The sequence below is a fragment of the Streptomyces sp. NPDC104096 genome, from assembly GCF_055584385.1.
In genome coordinates this window covers 128,748-148,653 of record NZ_JBVJMD010000004.1, presented here as the reverse complement: position 1 = coordinate 148,653, position 19,906 = coordinate 128,748, and the positions used below count along the sequence as shown (strand labels likewise).

Here is a 19,906-nt window from a genome sequence, read left to right as displayed (position 1 = left end):
TGTGGCTGGACGACGACCGAGCCGTGCCGCTGAACGGGTCGAAAGGCGTTCGTCGTTTCCTGGGTGAGCCGGTATCCGTCTAAGATCCCTGAACCGGTCGCGGCGTGCGCAGGCGGCCTCCGGTCAGTACGCGCAGTTCTGCCCAGACCGTCTTGCCGGGGGCAGCCGGACGAGGGGTGACGCCCCAGCCGTCCGCGAGGGCGGCGACGAGAAGCAGGCTGCGGCCGGAGTCGGGGGCCGGGGGAGTCGACGGGGGCTGTTTCTCGTCCCGGGTGTCGGCCACCTCGATGCGGAACATGTCATCGGCCAGGGTGAGTTGGACGCGGAAGTCCCGGCCGGGGACGTGGCCGTGGCGTACCGCGTTGGTGGTGAGTTCCGCCGTGATGAGGGTGAGCGTCTCGTTGACCGGGGCCGCGTATGGGTGGCCCCAGTCGTTCAGGCGGTGCGAAACGAGTCGGCGGGCGAGGCGGGCACCGCGTGGCGTTGAGGTGAAGCAAATGGTGAACTCACGTTCGGGTGCGAGGTGTTGTGGCATATGCCCGTTCGGGGGAGTTGCTGCATCACCCGGCATTCTTCCGGGACGCGGCCAAGTTGGAGGCCGAGGCGGTCGAGCTGCATGTGTATGACACTCAGCTGGTCAACGGCTTGTTGCAGACAGAGGAGTACGGGCGAGCGGTGTTCGCCATGTGGCAGCCGCTGTTGGACGAAGCGCTCATGGAGCAGCGGGTAGCCGCACGACCGGCGAGGCAGGAGATTTTCGTCCGACGCCCGGCGCCACACCTGAGCTTTGTGATGGAGGAAGTTGTTCTGCTCCGGCCGCTCGGTGGCGAGGCTGTCTGGCGAGGCCAGCTGGAGCACTTCATGCTGATCGGGGAGAAGCGCAACGTGGTGATCCAGGTGATGCCGTTGTCCCGCAAGGAACATGCGGGACTGGCTGGCCCGTTCACCTTGATGGAGGCAAGGGATGGGCGCAGGATCGCGTACACAGAAGTGCGGGGCGACAGCCGCGTTCACGCGGAGCGCCGGAAGGTGCGCGAACTTGAGCGTACGTACGGGATCCTTCGTGCGCAGGCCCACACTCCGACAGAATCGCTGGCGTTGATCGAGAAGTTGTTGGGAGAGAGATGAGCGGAGAAAAGGGCAGGCCGGACACCTCTGGCCTGGCGTGGTTCAAGAGCAGTTACAGCGCTGGTGACGGTGGCCAGTGCGTCGAGGTCGCGGCTGGGGTAGACGCCGTCCACGTCCGCGACTCAAAGGACACAACTCGAGCCGCACTGACCGTGGAACCCACGGCGTGGACCGCGTTCGTCGAGTTCGCGGCGCTCTGACAGAGGCGGCACCGATGGCAAGGCCTTCCAGCAAGCGTGTGCTTGTCGAGGGCCCTGTGCATCCCGCCTCCGCAACATCTTCAGCGGCCTCGGTGTCTTGCTCGCCGGGTGCCACGTCGGCGTCGGCTGTCATGACGGTCAACGTCCGGCCAGAGGGCGCAGGTTTCAGCGGAGGCTGCCTTTCCGGAGGACGATCGACACCGTGATGGACCTGGCATGCACCCCACCGTCACTCATATAACGAGGTTTCAACGGAGTCGATCTGGTCAGGCTCTTGGAGCGCGAAGCTACTGTAAGTTTCTGCCATGAAACAGGGTAAAGGGATCGAGAACCCCGAGTCGCGCTTTTCTGCGGTGTTGGTGAGCGCAGCCAAGCTTCCGGGTGTGCGTATCAGCAGGGAGGCGTACCTCCGAAGTGCGCTGGCTCGTCGCTGTTCCGAGGAGGAGATCCGAAAAGCGATAGAAGAGACCCCCGCTGCGGCAGGCATACCTGTCGAGGTTCTCGACAAAGTGGCCACCGACTCCATCCGCTATGAAACCGCCAAGGTCAGTGCTCTCTCCGCCGCTGCCGGGATACCCGGTGTCCTTGCCCTTCCCGCCACCGTGCCCGCCGACGTGGCCCAGTACTTCGGTCATATGCTGCGCATCGCGCAGAAACTCGCATACCTCTACAGCTGGCCCGATCTGTTCTCCGGCGAGGGCGACGACGTCGACGACGCGACCATGGGGGTGCTCACGCTGTTCTTCGGCGTGATGTTCGGTACCCAGTCGGCGAACGCGGCCGTGGGGAAGGTGGCCGGGATGATGTCGAAGCAGGTTGCCAAGAAGCTGCCCCAGAAGGCGCTTACCCAGGGTGTCGTCTACCCGATAGTGAAAAAGGTCGCGGCATACCTCGGCGTCCAGATGACGAAGCAGTCGTTCGCGAAGACCGTCTCGAAGGCTATCCCCCTTGTAGGGGCTGCTGTCTCTGGCGGGCTCACCTTTGCGACCTACCTTCCGATGGCCAAGAGGCTCAAGCGGCACCTCTCCAGCCTGCCATTGGCGGAACCGTCGCACCGAGTGATGGACGGGGACGTCGTGGACGGCGAGGTTATGGAAGACCACGAGCCTTTCGCCACAGCACACGGGGAACAGCACGGCGCGGACACCACTGCCGTCAAGCTGGAGGAACCTCAGGGTTGACGCTGCGAGTGCCCTCCTGACCGCCGAAGCGCGGCGGAGGTCGATGGCGCCCGCCGTGGCCGCCTGACGGATGACAGCGGGATGCGGCGACGGGGTGCGTTCCCGGTCGCACGGTCTCCCCGGCGATGGGCAGCGTGCTGACGTTCGTAGGATCGGCGCGTCGCGGGTATCGCCGCCTACCTGTACTTCGGGAGTCTTCCCTGCGGTCTGGACCGGTGGTCGGCTCCGGGTCGGGGCGGCGGACCGCGCCACGTGGGCCGAGCCGGTGCGGCACGTCCGAGCGTCAGGGGAGCGCGGGCACACCGAAGGAAGCGAGCTGCGAAGGAGGGCGGGCCGGGCCCGGCTCAGAGCTTCACGACCAGCACGTGGTCGGCGCACAGCTTGCGCATGTTGTCCTCGTCCGATGTGAACACGGTGACCGGACCGGGCTGCCGTAGGGCGACGGCGGCGAGGGCCGCGTCGATGGCGGTCGATGACGTGCTTGTGGCCGTGCAGGCCCGTCTCCTTCAGGAGGCCGGTCGCCTCCTTGGCGATCTTCTCGGTCACCGGCTCGACGCGGATCAAGGAGAGCGCCCAGTGTCATGCCGGGAGGTAGCGCGTCGGGTCGTACGCCTCGATGACCGTTATCGACGTGGTCATGACCCAGGTTCCGGACGCTTTGGCCACCTTGAGGCGCCTCTTCATGTCGGGCTCCCCTCGCACCATCCGGGAGAGGCCCTCGCTGTCGAGCAGGTAGACCACCTCGCCCGTCACGTCGTCTCCCGGGACCGCTCAGGCGCGTCCTCGGCGGCTGCCTCCCGGTCGGTCACCGACCCCCTGCAACGGCCCGCCGACAGCTGGCTGCGCCTGCGCGAGGACCTCACCCCGGCCGACTGGCGCACGGCCCGTGAAAGTGTCGGCGAGAGTCTCGTCCTGCCCGACGTGGACCATCGGGCCGTACGGGGACTCAAGTTCTCCGCCGCTCTCCCGGAACGCCTCGCCGTCGCTACCGTCGCGGCCCGCCTGGCCGACTTCGACGGCGCTCGCGCGGTGTTGTCGGAGCCTGCACGTCTTGTCGGCTGAAGCTGTTCCGGTTGAGGCTTGACCGGGGGTTGTCGGTAACGCCTCGTTGTCGACGAGCCGGGTGAACTCGTCGCGGACATGGCCCGGCACCCGCCATGAGCCGGCCGTCGGCGCCGACCCGCCAGGGTGTGTCCCTGCGCCTCCCCGGGTCATTCAGGGGCCGTCCGAGCCGACGCGGATGAGGCCCGGGCCGGCGTCGATGAAGGAGTCGCCGGTCGGCACGTCGTGGCCGTCGTCGCAGCGGAGCACCGCGCGCACCTCGGCGCCGCAGTTCTCGTGGCGTACGACCACGGGGGGTCCTTGTTCGTCCGCGGCCCAGGCGTCGCCCCATTGCCGCAGCGCCACGATGACGGCGCGGAAGTCCCGTCCCTTCTCGGTCAGTTGATAGGCGTACCGGGTCCGCTGCCCGGGTTCCTGGTACGGGACGCGCTCCAGGAGGCCGGCGGCGGTCAGTTCCTTCAGGCGCGTCGCGGCGGCGGGTTCGCCGATGCCCACGCGCTTGGCGAAGTCGTCGAACCGGCGCGTGCCGAAGAACGCCTCGCGCATGATCAGCAGCGACGTCCTGTTGCCGACGATCTCCAGGGTCCTGGCGATGGAGCAGTTGTCCATGGACCAGGCGTCCCGTTCCTCCAGCAGGTCCTTCATCTCTCCGCCTTCCGCCTGACTTGCCTCATGCAAAGTCAGCCTATACCGTCGGAGCTGACTTCTTTAGTCGTAAGTCAGCTGGGGTGAGCGCATCCCATGGGAGGAATCATGGACATCAGCACCGCAACCGTCCTGGTCACCGGGGCCAATCGCGGACTCGGCCGGGCACTGGCCCAGGAACTCCTCGACCGCGGCGCCACGGTGTACGCGGCGGCCCGCCGGCCGGACCTGATCGATCTGCCCGGCGTGAAGGCGATACGCCTCGACATCACCGACCCCGCGTCCCTCGCCGCGGCCGTCGAGGAGGCCGGTGACATCACGGTGCTCATCAACAACGCGGGCAGTTCCACGGGCGCGGATCTGCTGACCGGCGACTGGGACGCCGTCCGCCTGGAGATGGAGACCCACTACCTGGGCACCCTCGGCGCGATCCGGGCTTTCGCCCCCGTGATCGAGTCCCAGGGTGGAGGCGCCGTCCTCAACGTCCTGTCCGCGCTGTCGTGGATCAGTTTTCCCGCCGTCGGCGCCTACGCCGCCGCCAAGTCCGCGGAGTGGAGCCTGACCAACGCGGTCCGCCAGCAGCTCGCGCCCCGCGGCATCAGCGTCTCCGGACTCCACGTCGGCTACATGGACACCGACATGGCCCGCCATGTCGACGGACCCAAGACCGACCCGGCGGACGTCGCCCGCGCGGCCGTCGACGGCATCGCCTCCGGGGCCGCCGAGATCGTCGTCGACGACCGCAGCCGCCAGGTACAGGCAGGCCTCTCCGGTGGCGTCGCCGCCCTGTACCCGCAGCTCGGCTGAGACGAGGAAAACGTGACCACCACGCCTTCCCCCGCGCCGGGCCGGCTCAGGCCGGCCGACCCGCAGGCCGGTGTCCGGCCCGCCCCGGACCAGTCCTCCCGGCCCGCCGCCGTCGTCACGCTCGTCGCGATGTGCCTGGGCGCGATGACGACCTTCCTGCTGATCACCGCTTCGGTCTCGGCGCTGTCGGCCATCCAGGACGACCTGCACGTCTCTCCGACCGGCCTCGTCTGGATCCCCTCCGCGTACACCCTGCTCGTGGCCAGTCTGGTGCTGTCCGCGGGCACCATCGGCAACCTCTACGGCCGCAAGCGCGCCTTCGTCACCGGTGCCGCGGTCCTGATCATCGGTTCGCTCGTCGTCTACACGGCGGACTCGGTGGGAGGTGTCATCGCCGGCCAACTCGTCTCCGGCGTCGGCGGTGCCCTCATCCTGCCCAACAGCCTGGCCATCCTGGGGGCGGCCTTCCCCGACCCCCACCGGCGCACCGAAGCCATCACCGTCTGGGTGGCCTCGTCCGGCATCGGGCTCGCCGTCGGCCCTCTGATCGCGGGCACCCTGCTGGACCACTTCCACTGGAACACGGTCTTCCTGTCGACCGCCGTCCTCGCCGTGGTCACCATGGCCGCCGCCGTCCTCGTCGCGGAGTCACGTGGCCCCGAGGGCAAGCTCGACGTCCCCGGACAGGTCCTGGCCGTCCTGGGGATCGCCGCCCTCGTCTACGCCCTCATCGAAGGCGGACACGACGGCTACACCAGCCCCCGCATCCTCATCGCCTGGGTCGTCGCGGCCGCGGCCCTGACCGGCTTCGTCCTCGTCGAGCGTGCCGCCCGCACACCCATGCTGGACATCTCCCTGTTCCGGTCGGCGTCCTTCAGCGCCGTCATGTTCGTCGCGGCCGTCTCCCTGTTCGGCTTCACCGGACTGGCCATCCTGTCGGTGCTCTTCTACGAGCGCGTCCAGCACCTGTCCGCCCTGGACGTGGGATGGCGACTGCTGCCCTTCTTCGGCTTCTACGTCGTCGTCAGCTACGCGACCGGACGCGTCATCCGCCGCACCGGCTTCAAGCTCCCCCTGACCCTCGGCTTCCTCCTCGGAGCCGCCGCCACGGCCGGACTCACCACGCTGGATCCGGCCACCCCCTACGCCCGGGTGTGGTGGCTGTTCGCGCTCTTCGGGGCCGCGAGCGGGATGGTCGCCGCGCCGAGCACCGCCGCCGCCCTGGTCAGCGTCTCCCATGAACACGCCGGCATGGCCTCCGGAGCCGTCAACGCCTTCCGGCAGATCGGATCCGTCACCGGCACCTCCCTCCTCGGCGCACTCCTCGCCGGCCGGCTCCAGTCCCGGCTGCCGTCCCGGCTCGACGCCCACCACGTTCCCCGAGCGGCCTGGCCCGCCGTCGAGCACGCCGTCTCCACCGGCAGCGGCGGCCACCGAGCCGCCCCGCCGGGCGTGACCGCCGCGGTCGGCGACGCCTTCACCTCCGGCGTCCACGCCGGCCTGATCGTCATCGCCGCCGTATTCCTGTGCGCGGCCCTCGCCTCGGCCCTGCTGGTGCACAACCGACCGCACCACACCACCGCCACGCCGAACTGACGCGCGGCTCCCCGCCGTCGCGGCGAGCACGGCTGCCGGTAGATCCCCGCACCCTGAAATCACCGACAGGCCCGGCGGCTGCTGCACGGCAGCACCGGAATCACCTCCCCGCCCGGGACCGCCGCTGCGATGCGGGCGCGGCCAACGAGCGCCTGGCGCGCAGATCTCGGGTCAGAACGCGACGGGGAGGTGTCGGGGACCGCGGAGCATGGCGTTGGACCGGTAGGGCGGAGGGTCCTGCACCAGGGACGCGGCGCCGAGGCGGGGGATCAGCGCGCCGAGTGCGGTCTGGGCCTCGATGCGGGCGAGCGGTGCCCCGAAGCAGATGTGGACACCGCTGCAGAAGCCGAGATGCTCGTTGTCCGGGCGGGTGGGGTCGAACCGGTCCGGTTCGTGGAACCGCTTGGGGTCACGGCTGCCCGACGCGAGCGCAACGATCACGGACGCGCCCTTGGGCAGGGTGGTGCCCGCGAAGTCCACGTCGGCGAGAGGGATGCGCTCCCGCATGTGGACGGGGGGCTCGTAGCGCAGGAGTTCCTCGACCGCGCGCGGCAGCAGGCCGGGATCGTTGCGCAGCCTCTCCAACTGGTCGGGCCGGCGCAGCAGAGTGAGGACGCCGTTGGTGATCAGGTTGACGGTGGTCTCGTGTCCGGCGATGAGCAGGAGTATGGCCGTCTCCGCGAGTTCGTCGGGGGTCAACCGCTGGGCGGGGTCGGGTTCGTTGATGAAGGCGGAGAGCAGATCGTCGGTCGGACGGCCCTGACGCTGCTGGGCGAGGCCCAGCAGGTACCCGCCCATCTCCTGCTGGGCTCGTACGGCCGCCTCCTGCCGCTGCGCGGTGTCGTCGCCGGACCCGATGTCGGCGGCCGCGACGAGGACGTCCGTCCATTCCCGGAACATCGGCTCGTCCTCGCGCGGGACGCCGAGCAGCCGGCAGATGACGCTGACGGGCAGGGGGTAGGCGAAGTCGTCGACGATGTCGACCTGCTCGCGGTCCCGGATCGACTCGCTCAGCTCCTCGGTGATCCGGGCGATCTCGCCGCGCATAGCGTCGATCCGGCCGGGGCTGTGCGGCGGTCCGAACGGCCGCATGGCGAGCGTGCGCAGCCGGTGGTGCTCAGGGTCGTCGAGCCGCAGGAACGGCAGTCTGCGTGCCTGCTGCGACGGCTCGGACGAGGCCGTGTCGAGGTTGCGCGGGTCCACACTGATCCGTGGGTTGTGCAGCAGGGCGACGATCTCGTGGTAGGTGCCGACCAGGTAGCTGCCGTCGTGCTGCGGCACCACGGGACCGGCCTCCCGGAGCTCCGCGTACAGCGGCCAGGGGTCGGGACGGTTGGCGTAGTCGGTGATCCGCTCCAGCAGGGTGTCGGCGGTCATGGCGGGGCTCCTCGTGGACGGGCGGGGCGATGGGTCACCCGGCGGGCCGCGTCATGACCAGCCGGCGGTCCGGCAGGTGACCGGTGAGCGCGACGGTGGGGCCGTGCGAGAGCACGCTCGGGTCCGGCACGTCGGAAGGGATCGGCACCTCGGCCGCCGGCGGACGATCGGAGGCACCGGCCACGGGCGGGAACGGCGCGGCGGTCGCGATCAGATCCTGGTAGTACTCCAGCGACTTGGCCATGTCGACGGTGACCGCGGCGGTCACGCGGCCGCGATAGCCGTAGACCACCGCAAGGCGGCGGGCCTCCAGCGAACCCTGGGCGATGACCAGCTGATCGGAGAAGGTGGGGACGCCCACGGACTTGATGTTGAGGCCGAACTGGCTCGACCAGAACGTCGGGACGGCCAGGTGCGGGCGCCGCAGCGGTTCCGGAGCGACCATGTTGTGGGCGGCCACCTCGGCCTGCTCCACCGCGTTGCGCCAGTGTTCGAGCGACAGCATCTGGTAGTCGAACAGCGGGTGCGGGAAACGCGAGACGTCACCGGCCACGAAGACGTCGTCGGTGACGAGCCCGTACATGGTGAAGGCCCGGCATCCGGCGTCGCAGGCGACCCCGCGAGGTCCGGCCGCCAGCCCGGACTCCGCCAGCCATTCGACGTTGCGGACCGCGCCCATGGCGACGATGCACACGTCCGCGTCGATCCGGCTGCCGTCGGAGAGGTCCACTCCGGTGAAGTGCCCGTTGCCGCGCAGCGCGGTGACCTTCACCCCGCACCGCAGGTCCACACCGTGGTTGCGCTGCATGGCGGCGGCGAGTTTCCCCAGCGTTCCGCCGAGCGCGCCCACCAGCGGCGCGGAACCGAGTTCGGTGACCGTGACCTCCAGGCCGCGCTCCCGGCAGGCCGAGGCGATCTCCGAGCCGGTGAAGCCCGCGCCGATCACCAGCACGCGGCGCGGTCCGGCGGCCAGCCGCTCGGCCAGGAGCCCTGCGTCGTCGCTCGTGCGCAGGGTGAACACCCCGTCCAGGGCCGCCTCCTGTGCGTTCGGCCAGGGCCGCGCCCGTGTCCCGGTGGTGATCAGCACGCGGTCGTACGGCACCGGCTCCCCGTCGGCCAGCAACACCCGCTTCCCGGACAGGTCGAGCCCGGTGGCGCGCACGCCCAGTCGCCACTCGGCCTCCGGGTCCCGGCGCATCGGCAGGACGGTCGCGTCCGCCGGGACCTTGCCGAACAGCACCTGCTTGGACAGTGGCGGCCGGTCGTACGGAGGGTGGGGCTCGTCCCCGACGACGGTCAGGGAACCGGTGAAGCCCTCCTCGCGCAGCTTCTCGGCAGCCCGCAACCCGGCCAGCGAGGCGCCGACGATGACGATCCGGCCCTCCTGGAGGTCACCGGGCACCGGGGCTCACCCCCTCACCCAGCAGGATGGCCTGGACCGGACATGCCGCCGCGGCCTGGAGCACGCGTTCGCGCTGTTCGTCGGGAACAGCCGGGTGGTACAGCAGTGCCTCCTCGCCGTGCAGCTCAAACATCTCCGGCGCATGGAACACGCACTGCGCGTAGCCCTGGCAACGGGCGAGGTCCACCAGGATCTGCATCACCGGTCACTCCCTCCGGCACACCGGCTTCTCCTCCCTTTCTAGTCCAGGAGAGGCCCGGGCGCGCGCTGGGCCGTGGCCGCGCGGCTGGTCGACCCGAGGACGAGGGTGGAAGCATCGCCGTGGTGATCGTCACGGGGCCCTGGGGCCGTTGCGGACGCTGTTCTCGCGGCCCGGTCGGCCCATGAGGGCCGACCGGGGCCCCGGGGTCAGGCGAGGTCGAACCGGTCGAGGTTCATCACCTTGTTCCATGCGGCCACGAAGTCGCGTACGAATTTCTCGCCCGCGTCCTTGGACGCGTAGACCTCCGAGAGAGCTCGGAGCTGGGAGTGCGCACCGAAGACGAGGTCGACGGCGGTGGCGGTCCACTTGACCTCGCCCGTGGCGCGATCCTGCCCCTCGAACACGTTCTCGTCCGTGGCCGACGCCTTCCACTCCGTGCCCATGTCGAGCAGGTTGACGAAGAAATCGTTGGTCAAGACTCCCGGTCGGCCGGTGAGAACGCCGTGGGGGGTTCCTCCGAAATTCGTGTTCAGGGCCCGCATGCCGCCGATCAGCACCGTCATCTCGGGAGCGGTCAGCGTCAGCAGGTTGGCGCGGTCCAGCATGAGGGTCTCCGGGGACAGCTTCTCGCCCGCCGGAAGGTAGTTGCGGAACGCATCCGCCTTGGGTTCCAGAACGGCGAACGCCTCCACGTCGGTCTGCTCCTGCGAGGCGTCCGTACGCCCTTGCGTGAAGGGAACCGAGACGTCGTACCCGGCGTTCCTCGCGGCCCGCTCGACGGCCGCGCACCCACCGAGGACGATCAGGTCGGCGAGGGAGACCCGCGTGCCGTCGGTACGGGAGAGATTGAAGTCCTGCTGGATCCGCTCGAGCGTGCGCAGTACCTCGGTCACCTCGGGCAGGTCGTTGAGCTCCCAGTCCTTCTGCGGCGCGAGCCGGATTCGCGCTCCGTTCGCCCCGCCGCGCTTGTCGGTGCCGCGGAAGCTCGCCGCCGAGGCCCAGGCGGTGGTGACCAGCTGGGAGAGGGGGAGGCCCGAGGCGAGGATCCTGTCCGCGAGGGCAGCGATGTCCTCGTCCCCGACCAGTTCGTGATCGACGTCGGGGACGGGGTCCTGCCACAGCTGTGGCTCGGGAATCCACGGGCCGAGGTAACGCGAGAGGGGTCCCATGTCGCGGTGCAGCAGTTTGTACCACGCCTTGCCGAACGCCGCCGCGAGCTCGTCCGGGTTCTCGTGGAACCTCTTCGTGATCGGCCCGTAGACCGGGTCCACCTTCAGCGCGAGGTCTGTCGTCAGCATCATGGGGGCGTGCCGCTTCGACGGATCATGGGCGTCGGGCACGGTGTCTCTGGCCGCGGGGTCACTGGGAGTCCACTGCTGGGCACCGGCGGGGCTGCTCGTCAGCTCCCAGTCGTACCCGTACAGAGTGTCCAGGTACCCGTTGTCCCACTTGGTCGGCTCGGGGGTCCACGCGCCCTCCAGACCACTGGTGAGCGCATCGGGGCCCGCGCCGCTGCCGTATGTGTTCCGCCAGCCGAGGCCCTGCCGCTCGATGGGAGCGGCCTCGGGTTCCGGGCCGATGTAGCTGGCGTCGACCGCGCCATGGCACTTGCCGAAGGTGTGGCCGCCGACGATGAGTGCGGCCGTCTCCTCGTCGTTCATCGCCATGCGCCCGAACGTCTCCCGGATGTCCCGGCCGGCAGCCACCGGATCCGGGTTGCCATTGGGCCCCTCAGGATTGACGTAGATCAGTCCCATCTGCACGGCTGCGAAAGGACCGGTGAGTTCCCTGTCGCCGCTGTAGCGCTCATCTCCGAGCCATGTGTCCTCGGGTCCCCAGAAGATCTCCTCGGGTTCCCAGATGTCCTCTCGCCCGAATCCGAATCCGAAGGTCTTGAACCCCATGGATTCCATGGCGCAGTTTCCGGCGAAGACGAGAAGATCGGCCCAGGAGATCTTCCGACCGTACTTCTGTTTGATCGGCCAGAGCAGACGGCGTGCCTTGTCCAGGCTCGCGTTGTCCGGCCAGCTGTTGAGGGGCGCGAAGCGCTGTGCGCCGCTGCCTCCGCCGCCGCGGCCGTCGGCGATGCGGTACGTTCCCGCGGCGTGCCAGCTCATCCGGATGAAGAGCGGCCCGTAGTGACCGTAGTCGGCGGGCCACCAGTCCTGAGACGTCGTCATCACCTCGAAGACGTCACGCTTCAGCGCGTCGACGTCGAGTGTCGCGAATTCTTTCGCGTAGTCGAAGTCCTCGTCCATCGGATTGGATTGGGGCGAATGCTGGTGGAGGACCTGAAGGTCCAGCTGGTTCGGCCACCAGTCCAGGTTCGTCCTGGGCCGCCGAGCCGACGGGGGCGTCGGTGAGGGGATTGCGGGGTTCTCGCTTTCGCTGCTGGACATGCTCGTCCTTCTTCCTGTCTCGGTTTTCCTCTGTCGGCTGCTTCTCTTGACGTCGTTGGCTTTGCTGGTGTCGAGAACGTCGACCCCCACCCTCATCGCGCCACGACGCCCACCGACAGGAAATGCGCTGTGCCGCGTCCGTATGGTCGCCCACCGAAGACCACACTGTTATGGAACACGCAGAGCACCCCGCACGACAGAAGTCGGAGGAGGGACGGCCTTTCCTGCTCCCGTACCGCCTTCCGACGCGAGCCGAATCCGGTGCGCGGCCCTCCGGAATCGCCGGAGCCGCGACTTGATCTGCCGGCGCCGGCCCCTCCGAACCCGCCTCGCTGCCACGGCACCGGGCCACGACGCCGCCGGGCCCGAGCACCGGCCTGGGTGATTCGGCGTGGAACACCGTCGCCTCTGCCACCACCGCGGCCGAACCGACGGCCGCCGGCTGGAGGGGCGGTGCGGGCGGATTCGGCCGGCCGGGTGGAGTTCGGGCGCAGGCGTCCTCGATGGCGACTCGCCGCAGCGTGCGCGTCGTCGGCTCCCGCGCCGAGCACCTCTGGGCCTGCCCGGCTGTCGATGAGACCGCGGGTGACCACCGCCACGACTCGCGGCTTGCGTGGGTGATGAGGCGGGCCGCCGGCCACGGGTGACCCGCGGGGTGATCCTTGTTCGGCAGCCGGCGGGGGTGCCGGTGGAGAGGGTCTGCTCGAGGACGGGGCGACCGATCTCGAAGGCGTCGGCGGCCCGGCGGCCCCGAGGGGGCGGTCACGTGGCCACCGCCTCCGCGGGCGGGGCGGTGCCGGGGCGGTACGCCGGCCTCCGGCATAAGGTCAGGGGTGTGCAGCCGATCGACACCTCCGGCGCACCGGCCCCGCCCGCAGCACCCCGGCCCGCCGCGCCGCCGTCGTCGCTGTCGCCGTCGCGGGCGGGCGACTTCATGCAGTGCCCGCTGCTCTACCGGTTCCGGGTGATCGACCGGCTGCCGGAGAAGCCGAACGCGGCGGCGGCTCGGGGCGTCCTGGTGCACGCGGTGCTGGAGCGGCTCTTCGACGTCCCGGCGGCGGAGCGCACGGCCGTCCGGGCCCGGGCCATGGTGGCGGGCGAGTGGGAGCGGCTGCTGGCGGCGCGGCCGGAGCTCGCGGAGTTGTTCGCGCGGGACGGCGGGGCGCCCGCCCCGGAACGGGTCGCGGAGTGGCTGGCCACGGCGGAGCAGCTGGTCGAGCGGTGGTTCACCCTGGAGGATCCGGCCCGGCTGGAGCCCGCGGAGCGGGAGCTGTTCGTCAAGACGACGCTGGACTCCGGGCTGAGGCTGCGCGGGATCATCGACCGGGTGGACGTGGCGCCGACCGGCGAGGTACGGATCGTCGACTACAAGACCGGCCGGGCGCCCCCGCCCGAGTACGCGGCGGACGCGTTGTTCCAGCTGAAGTTCTACGCCCTGGTGCTGTGGCGGCTGCGTGGCACCGTGCCGCGCAGCCTGCGGCTGGTCTACCTGGGCAGCGGGGACGTGCTCACCTACGACCCGGCGGAGGCTGATCTGCGGGCCGTGGAGCGCGAGGTGTCGGCGCTCTGGGACGCGATCGGGCGGGCGACGCGGACGGGCGACTGGCTCCCGAGCCCGAGCCGGCTGTGCGACTGGTGCCCCCATCGGGCGCTGTGCCCGGCCTGGGGCGGCACCCCGCCGCCTTATCCCCTGGCCGTCACCACGGACCCGGCCGCGGGGGAGGGCGAACGCCCGGCCGCCGACGCCGGCTGAGACCGGAGGCGTCCGATACCCGCATGCGTGCGGGGGCATTATACGCCTTGTTGCTGACATTCCACCCTTTCCTGTTTTTTTCTTGCGAAAAAGGGTGGATTGTTACTTCCGGGGCGTCTAGTGTGAATGCAGGCAGTAATTCGAATACATATTCGATCCGAGCGACGGCCACGCGGGGGCACGTCCTGCCGGACGGGGACCGCGTCCCCTGTCGGCCAGGCCCACCCGGAACCGCCGTCGCAGATGCCAGGAGAACGGCGTGAACCTCACCTTCACCACCGCCACCAAGGAACAGGCCAAGGCCCGCATCGCGCTCGCCGGTCCCACCGGGTCGGGCAAGACCTACACCGCCCTGGTCACCGCCGCCGGGCTCGGCGAGCGGGTCGCCCTGATCGACACCGAGCACGGCAGTGCCGCCAAGTACGCCGACGAGTTCGCCTTCGACACCCTCCCGCTCACGACGTTCCAGCCCACCACCCTCGTCGACGCGCTCGCGGTGGCCGCCCACGAGGGCTACGACGTCATGATCGTCGATTCCCTGAGTCACTTCTGGTCCGGCACCGGCGGGATGCTGGAGCAGGTCGACAACGCGGCCAAGCGCCTCGGGGCGGGCGGCAGCTTCGCCGGCTGGAAGGAGGCCCGCCCCCAGGAGCGGGCGATGATCGACGCCCTGCTCGCCTACCCCGGTCACCTCATCGTCACCATGCGCACCAAGACCGAGTACGTCGTGGAGGCCGACGAGCGCGGTCGCAAGGTGCCGCGCAAGATCGGGCTCAAGCCCGAGCAGCGGGAGGGCATCGAGTACGAATTCGACATCGTCGGCGATCTCGACCACGAGAACACCCTGGTGATCTCCAAGTCCCGGGCGAAGCCGCTGTCCGGGACGGTGCTCCACAGGCCGGGCCCGGAGTTCGCCGAGGCCGTCCTCGACTGGCTGGAGGCCGGCAAGCCCGTCCCCTCCGTTTCCGACTACGTCACGGAGGCCACCGCGCCGGGCGCCGGCCACGAGGAACTGCGCACCCTGTACGAGGAGGCCCGTCGGCACAACCTGCTCGGCGCCGCCGTCCTGGACGACACCGGGGAGACCCTCACGCTCGGCCAGCTGATAGTGCGCCACGGCACCGCGGCGGCGAGGAACAGGGTCGCCGAGGACGTCGAGTCCGGGGCCGGGGCCAGGCGGGAGAACGGGACCGAGCGGAAGGTCAAGTCCGCATGAGCCTCAAGGAGCACGCCACCCGGGTCGCCGTGCTCCGGGTGCTGCGCGACGCCGTCGACGCCGAGTACCAGACCGAGCGCCACGAGGTCCTCGAGGGGCTGCGCGCGGCCCGTGCCGAGCTGAACCTGAAGTCGGTCCGGGTGGCCCTGCCGGACGACACACCGGTCGCCACCCTCACCCTCGTCGACCCCGAACCGACGGTCGTGGTCGCCGACGAAGAGACCTTCACCGCCTGGGTGGCCGAGAACCACCCCGGCGAGGTGGAGACGCTGGTCCGGGTGCGCCCCGGCTGGCAGCGGCAATTTCTCGCCCGGCTGACCTGCCTCGAGCCGGTCGCCGACCCGTACACCGGCGAGGCGATCCCGGGGCTGGGTGTGCTGTCGGTCTCCGAACCGCGGTCGTTCAGCCTGCGTCCCCTGCCCGGCGGGCGGGAACGGATCGCCCGCGCCCTGCACATCGGCACGCTCGACCTGCGCCGTCTGCTCCCACTCGAGGGTGGCGAGGACCCATGACCGCTGTCGTCGCCCACCCCGACCGGGACACGCTCGACACGGTGTGGTTCCTGGTCTCCCAAACCGGTCACCTCGATTGTGGCCGCTGGACGTTTGAGGACGACAAGCGGCTGCGGTGCGCCTGCGGGGCCGTCCTGTACGTGTACCGGCAGCCGGCGGATGCGGCGGGAAGCGGCGCACCGGCGTCAGCCGGGACGTTCCCCCGCGGAAGGGAAGAGCGCATGCTGCCAGCCGAGACGGCCCAGCTCGTCGCCCTGGTCGCGGCGATGTGCCCGTCGATGCACCTGGAAGACACCACGACGGACGCCTGGCACCTGCTGCTCGCCGACCTGGACGTCGCCGATGTACGGGCGGCTGTGATCCGGCTGGGCAGGCAGCGGTCCGATATCGCCGCCGCCGACATCCGCGCCGAGGTGCGCGCGATCCGGGAGGAGCGGCTCGCCCGCAACCCACTGCCACTTCCGGACAGCGACCCTGACGATCCGTGCCGTTATCGTGCGGAACTCCTCGCGCTGGTGACCGCGATCGCCTCAGGACAGCGAGTTCGGCGCACACCCGCCGCCCCGGGCACTCCGCCCTCCCACCTCACCGGCTCGAAGCGCGACTCGCGTGTCCGGTCCCTCCGCGTGCCCTGTCCCTGGTGCGGGGCCGCCGCAGGCCGTCCCTGCACCGTCCCCCGGCTCGGAATCCCACTGAGGAGGGCCCCTGCCCACCAGGCACGGCTCCTCGCAGCCGGCCTCGCCGAACCCGGGCCGAGGCAGGAGGGGGGGACGAGGTGAACCCGGTGATCGCCCCGACTCGGGGGAAAGCCGCGTACCGGAGCCCTGCCACGCGACTCCCCTGGAGACCCGCGCCGCCCGGCTCACCCCTCACACCTGCCCGGAGCGGCGCAGCCTCCCCTCCGGGCACCATCACCACCGGTACGAGGCTGCCCGTCGAACTCGAACCGGCATGGGTGAGGAACCACCCGTCGCACGAGAGGAAACCGCCATGGTCGGTGAAACCGTCATCACCGTCGTCGGCAACCTGACCGACGACCCCGAGCTGCGCCTCACCCCGTCCGGCGACACGGTCGCGCACTTCACCGTCGCGTCCACGCCCCGCACCTTCGACCGGCGGAGCAACGAATGGCGGGACGCCGAGACGCTGTTCCTGCGCTGCTCGGTCTGGCGGCAGGAGGCGGAGCACGCCGCCGAGTCCCTGACCCGCGGCGCCCGCGTCATCGTCCAGGGGCGGCTGCGCCAGCGGACGTACGAGACCCGGGAGGGCGAGAAGCGGACCGTCATCGAGCTGGAGGCCGACGAGATCGGCGCGTCGCTGCGGTTCGCCGCCGTGACGATCACCAAACCCCCGTACACCGCCGTCCCCGCCGGTTCCCGCGGCGGCCCCCGTCCTCCCGCCGAGGACCCGTTCACCCGGCCCGGCGGCGGCGAGCGGCCGGTCCTCGCCGAGGGCGGACGGCATGCCCTCCGCGAGGAGAAGGAGCCCTTCTGACGGGTCGGCGCACCCGTGCGCCGGCCGCGACCACACACCGCACCCACCCAAGGCGGACCCCATGAAGGAACAGGACCGCGAGGAAGCGCTCGAACTCGCCCTCGCCCAGATCGAAAAACGGTTCGGCGCGGGCTCGGTGATGTGCCTGGGCGATGAGCCGGTGGTCCCCGTCGAGGTCATCCCCACCGGCTCGATCGCCCTGGATCTCGCCCTCGGTGTCGGCGGCCTGCCGCGCGGCCGCGTGGTGGAGATCTACGGCCCGGAGTCCTCCGGCAAGACGACCCTGGCCCTGCACGCCATGGCCAACGCGCAGAAGGCAGGCAGGACCGCGGCGTTCATCGACGCCGAGTACGGCCTCGACCTCGAGTACGCCAAGCGGCTCGGCGTCGATACCGACACCCTGCTGGTCTGCCAGCCGGACAACGGCGAACAGGCCCTGCAGATCGCCGACACCCTCATCCACTCCGGCGCCCTGGGCCTCATCGTCATCGACTCCGTCGCCGCGCTGGTGCCGCGCGCGGAGATCGAGGGCGAGATGGGTGACCCGCACGTCGGCCTGCAGGCCCGGCTGATGAGCCAGGCGCTTCGGAAGATCTCCGGTGCGCTGAGCCACTCCGGAACCACGATGATCTTCATCAACCAGCTGCGCGAGAAGATCGGCGTGGTCTTCGGCTCGCCGGAGACCACGACCGGTGGCCGCGCCCTGAAGTTCTACGCCTCGGTCCGCCTGGACATCCGCCGGATCGAGACCCTCAAGGAGGGCGCCGAGCCGGTGGGCAACCGCACCCGCGTCAAGGTGACCAAGAACAAGGTCGCCCCGCCGTTCAGGCAGGCCGAGTTCGACATCCTCTACGGCCGGGGCATCAGCCGCGAGGGCGAGCTGATCGACCTGGGCGTCCAGCAAGGCCTCGTCCGCAAGTCCGGCACCTGGTACACGTACGAGGGCGACCGGCTCGGCCAGGGCAAGGAGAACGCCCGCGCCTTCCTCAGGGACCACCCCGACCTCACCGACGAGATCGAGAAGAAGATCAGGGAGAAACTGGGCATCGAGGCGAAGCCGGAGGCCTCGGCGGCGGAGCCCTGGGCGGACAGGGCGAACCGAGCGGCCGCACCCGGCACCGTGCCGTTCGGCTCGGCCGCGGCCGGCCGGCGCTCCACCGGGCCGGCCGCGTCGGCCCCGAGCGGTCCGGCCCCCCGCGTCCTCCTCGACGGCACCCCGGCCGGGCCGTGAAGACCAGCCGGCCGCTCCCTCACTCCGGCGCGAGCCGAACGCCGGTGAACCGGGGCGGCACCGTGGTCCCCGGCGCCGCCACGCCTCGGGACGAGACGCCGACCCCGGGCAGGACCGCCGTCGGCCGGCCCCCTGCGGCGGAGCCGGTCCACCGGCCGGTCGCGGCCGCCGCCGACGGCGAGGACCGGGTGACCGAGGCGGCGTTGCGCCCCAAGGACCTGGCCGGGTTCATCGGCCAAGTACGGGTCCGCGAGCAGCTCGACCTCGTCCTCAGGGCCGCGCGGCAGCGGAGCGTCACCGCCGACCACGTGCTGCTCTCCGGTGCCCCGGGGCTCGGCAAGACCACCCTGGCGATGATCATCGCCGCGGAGATGGGAGCCCCGCTGCGCATCACCTCCGGCCCCGCCATCCAGCGCCCCGGGGATCTGGCGGCGGTCCTGGCCTCGCTCACCGGGGGCGAGGTCCTCTTCCTCGACGAGATCCACCGGATGTCCCGGCCCGCCGAGGAGATGCTCTACCTGGCGATGGAGGACTTCCGTGTCGACATCGTCGTCGGCACCGGCCTCGACGCGACCGCCATGTCCCTCGAGCTGCCGCCGTTCACCCTCGTCGGCGCCACCGTCCGGGCCGGCCTGCTGCTCCCGCCGCTGCGCGACCGCTTCGGCTTCACCGCCCACATGGAGTTCTACGACCCGGCCGAACTGGAGCGCGTCATCCACCGCTCCGCCCGGCTGCTGGAGGTGGAGGTCGAGCCCGCGGGCGCCGCCGAGATCGCCGGCCGCTCCCGCGGCACGCCCCGCATCGCCAACCGGCTGCTGCGCCGGGCGCGGGACTACGCCGAGGTCACCGCGGACGGAGCGGTCACCCGCCAGATCGCGTCCGCGGCCCTGGGGGTCTACGAGGTCGACGGTCGTGGCCTGGACCGCTTGGACCGGGCCGTGCTGCACGCCCTGCTGAAGCTGTTCGGTGGCGGACCGGTCGGTCTGTCCACCCTCGCGGTCGCCGTGGGGGAGGAGCGGGAGACGGTGGAGGAGGTCGCCGAGCCGTTCCTGGTCCGGGAGGGGCTGCTGGCCCGGACGCCCCGGGGGCGGGTCGCGATGCCCGCCGCCTGGGCCCACTTCGGGCTCGTACCGCCGCCCGGGCCGTCCCGGACCGCGCCCCCGGGACACCAGAACGGCAATTCCGGACAGGACGACCCGCCCGGAGGCCGCACCGGACGGATCACATCCCCGGCCGCCCCCCGGCACCGGCCCCCGCGACGGTGAGACCCATGGCCGCCCGTACGCGAACCGCCAAGGACCGGCCGTCCCACCGCCGCACCGAGTACTTCTGGCAGAGGCCGAGCTTCTTCGGGGGAGTACGACACCGGCAGGTCCTCGGTCTGCCGGCGGTACGAGCGAGGCAGCCTTCCGGCCGGCAGGACCGGTGGTCCAGTACGTCGATTGCAGGGCGCCGGGCCGCGTATGGTCCGGATCCCGGTGACGGCCGGTGACGATGCAGGCGGGGTCGAGCAGCGTTGGTGCGTGGGGCCGGGCCGGGCCCCGCGACAAGCGGAAGTGCCTACTGGCCGACGCGCTGCCACTGCCGGCCGGTGCCGCCCCCGGGCGACGCCAGGACGCACGCCCGGGGGCGGGCCTTGAGGTGAGGGGCGACCGGACGCCGGGGCAGGAGCCGGCTGTCGCTGGACGATGTCGCCCCGTC

Annotated in this window: 17 protein-coding genes and 3 pseudogenes; 13 read left to right on the top strand and 7 right to left on the bottom strand. The window is 70.8% G+C overall.

What is annotated here, in order from left to right; all coding sequences use genetic code 11:
* Positions 1 to 79: 79 nt before the first annotated feature.
* Positions 80 to 535 carry an ATP-binding protein gene (locus ACZ60B_RS06825; RefSeq protein ID WP_469384822.1) on the bottom strand — a complete coding sequence of 152 codons (456 nt, stop codon included), beginning with the start codon at positions 533 to 535 and terminating at the stop codon, positions 80 to 82.
* Between the two features lie 26 nt (positions 536 to 561).
* On the opposite strand from ACZ60B_RS06825, the pseudogene ACZ60B_RS06820 reads away from it, so the two are divergent.
* The 3 genes and pseudogenes from ACZ60B_RS06820 to ACZ60B_RS06810 all read left to right on the top strand — a co-directional run.
* Positions 562 to 1,128, top strand: a pseudogene (locus ACZ60B_RS06820) (DUF5753 domain-containing protein); the annotation flags it as partial.
* Positions 1,125 to 1,328 (top strand): DUF397 domain-containing protein, encoded by a 204-nt coding sequence (locus tag ACZ60B_RS06815; RefSeq protein ID WP_469384820.1) that lies wholly within the window; start codon positions 1,125 to 1,127, stop codon positions 1,326 to 1,328. The pseudogene ACZ60B_RS06820 and the gene ACZ60B_RS06815, both read left to right, overlap by 4 nt.
* Positions 1,329 to 1,633: 305 nt before the next feature.
* Positions 1,634 to 2,509, top strand: coding sequence for a hypothetical protein (locus ACZ60B_RS06810; protein WP_469384818.1), 876 nt, complete (start codon positions 1,634 to 1,636; stop codon positions 2,507 to 2,509).
* 344 nt (positions 2,510 to 2,853) lie between these two features.
* Here the strand turns inward: ACZ60B_RS06810 and ACZ60B_RS06805 are convergent.
* A pseudogene (locus ACZ60B_RS06805) lies at positions 2,854 to 3,148 on the bottom strand (hypothetical protein).
* A 138-nt stretch (positions 3,149 to 3,286) separates the two neighbouring features.
* On the opposite strand from ACZ60B_RS06805, the pseudogene ACZ60B_RS06800 reads away from it, so the two are divergent.
* Positions 3,287 to 3,571: pseudogene (locus tag ACZ60B_RS06800) on the top strand (DEAD/DEAH box helicase); the annotation flags it as partial.
* 153 nt (positions 3,572 to 3,724) lie between these two features.
* Here the strand turns inward: ACZ60B_RS06800 and ACZ60B_RS06795 are convergent.
* Positions 3,725 to 4,216, bottom strand: a complete 492-nt coding sequence (locus tag ACZ60B_RS06795) for a winged helix-turn-helix transcriptional regulator (RefSeq protein ID WP_469384816.1) — start codon at positions 4,214 to 4,216, stop codon at positions 3,725 to 3,727.
* Positions 4,217 to 4,324: 108 nt separating this feature from the next.
* On the opposite strand from ACZ60B_RS06795, the gene ACZ60B_RS06790 reads away from it, so the two are divergent.
* Positions 4,325 to 5,023, top strand: coding sequence for an SDR family oxidoreductase (locus ACZ60B_RS06790; protein ID WP_469384814.1), 699 nt, complete (start codon positions 4,325 to 4,327; stop codon positions 5,021 to 5,023).
* 12 nt (positions 5,024 to 5,035) lie between these two features.
* The gene (locus tag ACZ60B_RS06785; RefSeq protein ID WP_469384812.1) at positions 5,036 to 6,619 is read left to right on the top strand and encodes an MFS transporter; all 1,584 of its coding nucleotides are present in this window, start codon (positions 5,036 to 5,038) and stop codon (positions 6,617 to 6,619) included.
* Positions 6,620 to 6,790: 171 nt separating this feature from the next.
* Here ACZ60B_RS06785 and ACZ60B_RS06780 read toward each other — a convergent pair whose 3' ends face one another.
* From ACZ60B_RS06780 to katG, 4 genes are all read right to left on the bottom strand, one after another.
* Positions 6,791 to 7,996 (bottom strand): cytochrome P450, encoded by a 1,206-nt coding sequence (locus ACZ60B_RS06780; protein ID WP_469384809.1) that lies wholly within the window; start codon positions 7,994 to 7,996, stop codon positions 6,791 to 6,793.
* Positions 7,997 to 8,030: 34 nt separating this feature from the next.
* Positions 8,031 to 9,398 (bottom strand): NAD(P)/FAD-dependent oxidoreductase, encoded by a 1,368-nt coding sequence (locus ACZ60B_RS06775; RefSeq protein WP_469384807.1) that lies wholly within the window; start codon positions 9,396 to 9,398, stop codon positions 8,031 to 8,033.
* Positions 9,388 to 9,597, bottom strand: a complete 210-nt coding sequence (locus ACZ60B_RS06770; RefSeq protein WP_359069246.1) for a ferredoxin — start codon at positions 9,595 to 9,597, stop codon at positions 9,388 to 9,390. Before ACZ60B_RS06770 ends, ACZ60B_RS06775 begins: the two co-directional genes overlap by 11 nt.
* Before the next feature lie 209 nt (positions 9,598 to 9,806).
* Entirely contained in the window at positions 9,807 to 11,999 is a 2,193-nt protein-coding gene (gene katG, locus ACZ60B_RS06765) for a catalase/peroxidase HPI (protein WP_469384805.1), read from the bottom strand.
* Between the two features lie 835 nt (positions 12,000 to 12,834).
* Between katG and ACZ60B_RS06760 the strand changes: the two genes are divergently transcribed.
* The 7 genes from ACZ60B_RS06760 (at position 12,835) to ruvB (ending at position 19,470) form a co-directional block, all read left to right on the top strand.
* On the top strand, positions 12,835 to 13,752 hold the full coding sequence (locus tag ACZ60B_RS06760; RefSeq protein WP_469384803.1) for a RecB family exonuclease: 918 nt from the start codon (positions 12,835 to 12,837) through the stop codon (positions 13,750 to 13,752).
* 259 nt (positions 13,753 to 14,011) lie between these two features.
* Complete coding sequence (locus ACZ60B_RS06755) at positions 14,012 to 14,968, top strand: ATP-binding protein (RefSeq protein ID WP_469384800.1); 957 nt, start codon at positions 14,012 to 14,014, stop codon at positions 14,966 to 14,968.
* Positions 14,965 to 15,480 carry a hypothetical protein gene (locus ACZ60B_RS06750; RefSeq protein WP_469384798.1) on the top strand — a complete coding sequence of 172 codons (516 nt, stop codon included), beginning with the start codon at positions 14,965 to 14,967 and terminating at the stop codon, positions 15,478 to 15,480. Before ACZ60B_RS06755 ends, ACZ60B_RS06750 begins: the two co-directional genes overlap by 4 nt.
* Positions 15,477 to 16,259, top strand: coding sequence for a zinc finger domain-containing protein (locus ACZ60B_RS06745; RefSeq protein ID WP_469384796.1), 783 nt, complete (start codon positions 15,477 to 15,479; stop codon positions 16,257 to 16,259). The genes ACZ60B_RS06750 and ACZ60B_RS06745 overlap by 4 nt, the downstream gene beginning before the upstream one ends.
* Positions 16,260 to 16,470: 211 nt before the next feature.
* Complete coding sequence (locus tag ACZ60B_RS06740; protein WP_469384794.1) at positions 16,471 to 16,974, top strand: single-stranded DNA-binding protein; 504 nt, start codon at positions 16,471 to 16,473, stop codon at positions 16,972 to 16,974.
* Positions 16,975 to 17,035: 61 nt separating this feature from the next.
* Positions 17,036 to 18,205, top strand: a complete 1,170-nt coding sequence (gene recA, locus ACZ60B_RS06735; protein WP_469384792.1) for a recombinase RecA — start codon at positions 17,036 to 17,038, stop codon at positions 18,203 to 18,205.
* Positions 18,206 to 18,249: 44 nt separating this feature from the next.
* Positions 18,250 to 19,470: a Holliday junction branch migration DNA helicase RuvB gene (ruvB, locus tag ACZ60B_RS06730; protein WP_469384790.1), complete on the top strand. Its 1,221-nt coding sequence runs from the start codon at positions 18,250 to 18,252 to the stop codon at positions 19,468 to 19,470.
* Positions 19,471 to 19,906: the final 436 nt, after the last annotated feature.

Coding starts and splice junctions, on each gene's coding strand:
- ACZ60B_RS06750 (WP_469384798.1), top strand. CDS start 14,965: ATGAGCCTCAAGGAGCACGCCACCCGGGTCGCCGTGCTCCGGGTGCTG.
- ACZ60B_RS06795 (WP_469384816.1), bottom strand. CDS start 4,216: ATGAAGGACCTGCTGGAGGAACGGGACGCCTGGTCCATGGACAACTGC.
- ACZ60B_RS06825 (WP_469384822.1), bottom strand. CDS start 535: ATGCCACAACACCTCGCACCCGAACGTGAGTTCACCATTTGCTTCACC.
- ACZ60B_RS06790 (WP_469384814.1), top strand. CDS start 4,325: ATGGACATCAGCACCGCAACCGTCCTGGTCACCGGGGCCAATCGCGGA.
- ACZ60B_RS06780 (WP_469384809.1), bottom strand. CDS start 7,996: ATGACCGCCGACACCCTGCTGGAGCGGATCACCGACTACGCCAACCGT.
- katG (WP_469384805.1), bottom strand. CDS start 11,999: ATGTCCAGCAGCGAAAGCGAGAACCCCGCAATCCCCTCACCGACGCCC.
- ACZ60B_RS06815 (WP_469384820.1), top strand. CDS start 1,125: ATGAGCGGAGAAAAGGGCAGGCCGGACACCTCTGGCCTGGCGTGGTTC.
- ACZ60B_RS06740 (WP_469384794.1), top strand. CDS start 16,471: ATGGTCGGTGAAACCGTCATCACCGTCGTCGGCAACCTGACCGACGAC.
- recA (WP_469384792.1), top strand. CDS start 17,036: ATGAAGGAACAGGACCGCGAGGAAGCGCTCGAACTCGCCCTCGCCCAG.
- ACZ60B_RS06745 (WP_469384796.1), top strand. CDS start 15,477: ATGACCGCTGTCGTCGCCCACCCCGACCGGGACACGCTCGACACGGTG.
- ACZ60B_RS06770 (WP_359069246.1), bottom strand. CDS start 9,597: ATGCAGATCCTGGTGGACCTCGCCCGTTGCCAGGGCTACGCGCAGTGC.
- ACZ60B_RS06810 (WP_469384818.1), top strand. CDS start 1,634: ATGAAACAGGGTAAAGGGATCGAGAACCCCGAGTCGCGCTTTTCTGCG.